The 2560-nt window shown below is 59.2% G+C and carries 3 protein-coding genes; 1 reads left to right on the forward strand and 2 read right to left on the reverse strand.

Going from position 1 to position 2560, the window contains the following annotated elements; all coding sequences use genetic code 11:
* The coding region (locus tag BREU_RS10945) for a thioredoxin family protein (protein WP_044096004.1) at nt 1–937 on the forward strand (937 nt) is incomplete at its 5' end.
* Between the two features lie 112 nt (nt 938–1049).
* On the opposite strand, the gene BREU_RS10950 is transcribed toward BREU_RS10945, so the two are convergent.
* Together BREU_RS10950 and BREU_RS10955 are read right to left on the reverse strand one after the other, a co-directional pair.
* Nucleotides 1050–2216, reverse strand: coding sequence for an ATP-binding protein (locus tag BREU_RS10950; protein ID WP_044089209.1), 1167 nt, complete (start codon nt 2214–2216; stop codon nt 1050–1052).
* 74 nt (nt 2217–2290) lie between these two features.
* A partial coding sequence (locus BREU_RS10955) for a transposase (protein WP_156100233.1) occupies nt 2291–2560 on the reverse strand: 270 nt, incomplete at its 5' end.

The following is a 2560-nucleotide window of genomic DNA, read 5'->3' on the forward strand; positions in this document are numbered from 1 at the left end:
AAGCGCCAGTGCTGATGCCGCTGCCGCCGCCGCGCAGACGGCGAAGAAGCCCGGCGAGCTGTTCTCCGCCGCCATCAAGCAGCAGCTGGGCGTGGTCTTCGGGCGTATGACCCGCCCGGTCACGCTGGTCCTTGAGCTGGATGACACTCCGCTTTCCTCGGAATTGCAAGGATTCGTGGGGGAGATGGTGGCTTTGTCCGGCGATAAGCTGAACTCGGTGTCTGTGGATGCCGCGGGGCTTATTACTGCGGTGGATGGCGCATCGGCGCCGGCCGGTCTGGTGGTCGGCGAACCGTTGGAGGTCGTGCTGCCGGGTGCCGACTCTGAGACGGGTGCTGGCTCTGCAGCGGGCGCCGGCGATGGTAGCGCCACTGCGTCGCTGCCGCTGTACGGTTCATTGGACGACTCCGGCCGCGCCACGTTCGACCCGGCCGGCGTGCTGCCGCTGGCCCGCCCGGCCGTGCGTCTGTGCGTCGCCGATGCGGAAACGTCGAATCGTCTGACCTTCACCGGCCTCGCCTTCCACGGTGTGCCGTCCGGCCATGAGTTCAACTCGTTCGTGCTGGGCCTGTACAATGCGGCCGGCCCCGGCCAGCCGCTCGGCGACGATCTCAAGGCCCGTGCGGCAGAGATCACGGAGCCGACCGACATCATGATCCTCGTGTCGCTGACCTGCACGATGTGCCCAGAGACCGTACTGTCCGCCCAGCGCATCGCCTCCCTGAACCCGCTGGTGCGTGCCGAAGCCTACGACGTCTCGCACTTCCCGGAGCTCAAGGACCAGTACGGTGCGATGAGCGTGCCCTGCATCGTCATCAACCGCGGCTCCGGTGCCGGCGCTGAGGGCGAAGGTGGCGAGACCGAGCAGACGGTCGAGCAGAAAGTCGAGTTCGGCAAGAAGAGCATCCCCCAGATGCTCGAGCTCGTCGGTGCTTGACGGATCCATAACTTCAGCAGCAACGATTCTGCCATGGCCAGGGCGGGATTGGCGTAATAGCGCCAGCCCAAGCCGGCCATGGCAGAATCGTTGCTGGTTGAGGAGCCGCACGTTACCGAGCGCTGCTCATGCGGATATAGGCTGCATGTTCTCTCAAGTATTGCCTGAGATAGGGGATTGCGAAATCCACCTTTCCGTAACCGGCGTCCCTGATGACTTGAGCATCAATCAATCTTGTCCGGTAGATGTTGGCATAGTTGACGTCTTTGCCCATACGCTCGGCGACCACCGAAGTCGATGAGGGGCCATTATCTTGGGCCATGGCCAGCAGATAAGTCTTGTCGATGGGAGACAGGCCGTCCAGTTCGGGACCATGCACAGCGTCGCCGAGCCGGTTTAAAGCATTGGCGATACCTTGGGCGGCGTCCTTCTCGGAGACGATAATGCCGCTGTCGCTTGTGCGATCTTCGTTCTGGTGCCGCCGATAGGTTATGCGCCAAATATGATAGCCGACCAATTGAATCATAAACGGATAGCCTTCAGTAGCGTCCGCTGCCATGTCGAGGGCTTCCCCATCAATGGTGATGCCGGAATCGTGGAACGTGTCTTCAAAGGCGTCTTTGACATCCTGCAATGGAATATCGCCCAACTGTTCCGCTTGGGCGCGGCGCAGGAACGTCAATACTTCGTCGTTGAGCCATTTGGACGCGATGGTGGGCAAACCGGCGAAGATGAACGCAACGTCACGTTCCTCGCGAATCAGATGCTGTACAGCGGTGGCTATGGCGACCATGTCAGCACGCTCTGCAGCTTGAGCTTCGTCAATGGTGACAAGGAGCCCAGCATGCTTGCGCTCAAGCGAGTCCAATTTGCGGCTCAGTGCCTCCCGAAGCGTTAGCGGCATCTGCTGTGACGAGATATTGGCTTCGCCAAGGTTCAGACTGCCCATCCCGGTGACCGATAGTGATGGCTTAAGCGAGACATTGAATGCCGTGTTGGATGGGGACAAGCGGTCGAGCAGCCGCTGCGCAAGACCATTGGAGGCCGTTTCGTCGATTACTTCCCATTTTCGGTTTTTGGCTATGCGGCCAAATTCCGTTAGTATCACGGTTTTGCCGACTCCTCGCGCTCCGGTTACACGCATCAGGCGTCCAGGTGCACCGGGCCCGTCATCAAGTCCTTCCTCGAAGTCATTGATGATGTTGTCGCGACCGATGAGTAGTGGCGGCATACGGCCAGCTGTGGGTTTGAAAGGGTTACTGTGCCGTTGCCTAGTCATGGATACCTCCACTGTATTGTGTCACAAGGCAGAAAATATAAAGATTATAAAACATTATAAAAGATTATAAAATATTATAAAAAGATATAAAACCGGCAAGTGGACAAGGGGCCAGAGTGCTGTTTTGGGAGGCTTCTGCTGTTTTCGTGGGTTAGTTGGTGGGTTGGGGGTAGTCGGATGTCGAGGCCGCCGCATCGGAGCATGATCAGGCTGATGAGGTTGTCGACGTGGTGGAAGCCGTAGGCCATGCGGATGGTGACCTTGATGYGGTTGTTGAACGCCTCGAGCCTGGTCGTTGGACGTACCGAGTCGATGGTGGCGCAGGATGTCGGGGCGGCGTCTCC

The sequence above is a fragment of the Bifidobacterium reuteri DSM 23975 genome, from assembly GCF_000741695.1.
Lineage (GTDB): Bacteria > Actinomycetota > Actinomycetes > Actinomycetales > Bifidobacteriaceae > Bifidobacterium > Bifidobacterium reuteri.

Bases quoted from the DNA above. Each gene is read 5' to 3' on its own strand.
- BREU_RS10950 (WP_044089209.1), bottom strand. From the start codon at position 2,216: ATGACTAGGCAACGGCACAGTAACCCTTTCAAACCCACAGCTGGCCGT.